This window comes from Gordonia sp. NPDC127522, assembly GCF_042672305.1.
In the GTDB taxonomy this organism is placed as follows: Bacteria; Actinomycetota; Actinomycetes; order Mycobacteriales; family Mycobacteriaceae; genus Gordonia; species Gordonia hongkongensis.
Window position 1 is genome coordinate 1 of sequence record NZ_JBHXVK010000048.1, and the last position, 1,140, is coordinate 1,140.

1 pseudogene is annotated in these 1,140 nt (G+C 61.8%); it reads left to right on the forward strand.

Annotated features, from left to right (window positions below):
* Positions 1-53: 53 nt before the first annotated feature.
* Positions 54-1,140 (forward strand): annotated as a pseudogene (locus ACFVHY_RS24460) (IS3 family transposase); the annotation flags it as partial.

A 1,140-nucleotide genomic window follows, 5' to 3' on the forward strand; every position in this document is an offset into this window, starting at 1 on the left:
TGAATCACCCCTGGTTTGATGCCGCTTCCTTCTGAGTCAGGAAGGATGAGCTCATGCCTAAAAAGATCGATCCAGAGGTCCGTTCAAGGGCTCTGCGGCTGCTGGAGGCCCACGGCGGCGAGTACACGTCGTTGACTGCCGCTGCCGAAGCGATCGCTAAGCAGGTCGGTGTCGGCGGAGAGACGGTACGCCGGTGGGCAGTGCAGGCACAGATCGATGCCGGCGCCCGCTCCGGGACCACCTCGAAGGAGTCCGCCGAGATCAAGCGCCTCAAGGCGGAGAACAAGCAGTTGCGAGAAGACGTTGCCATTCTGAAGGCGGCGACAACTTTCTTCGCGGGGGAACTCGACCCCCGCAACCGATGATCGTGGCGTTCATAGATCAGATGCGCACCAACGGTTTTGCGGTCGAGTCGATCTGCCGGGTCCTGCGTGAGCAGGGCTGCATGGTTGCCGCACGAACCTACCGGGCATGGCGAACACGAATGCCTGCTGCTCGTACCGTCTCCGACGCTCACGTCGTCGATGCGGTGCGCAATGTCGTCTGGCGCACCGATGACGACGGCCGACGGAAGATGACTCCCGAGGGCCTCTACGGGCGGGTGAAGATGCGCGCCCACCTGCACCGCACAACACTGCCTGGGGTGTCCTACGGCGCTGTTGATCGAGCAATGAAAATGCTAGGCCACAACGGAATTCGAAGATCCAAAGGGGTCCGCACGACCGTCCGCTCCACTGACGGTGTACGCGCGGAGGATCTGCTGAACCGACAGTTCAGTGCCGCCGAACCCAACCGGGTCTGGGTGACCGATTTCACCTACTGCCGGACATGGGCCGGGTGGGTGTACGTGGTGTTCATCATCGACGTGTTCTCCCGTCGAATCGTGGCGTGGCACGCATCGACATCGAAGACAGTCGAGCTGGTGACGGTCCCGCTTCGGATGGCGCTGTGGCAGCGCAAGCGGGAAGGGCATCCGGTGAAAGCTGCTGAGCTGATTCACCATTCAGATGCGGGAAGTCAGTACACATCGGTTACACTGACCGAACGTCTGCGACTCGAAGACATCGCCGCGTCGATCGGAACGGTCGGGGACGCCTACGACAACGCGCTGGCCGAGTCGGTGAACGGCTTGTACAAGAC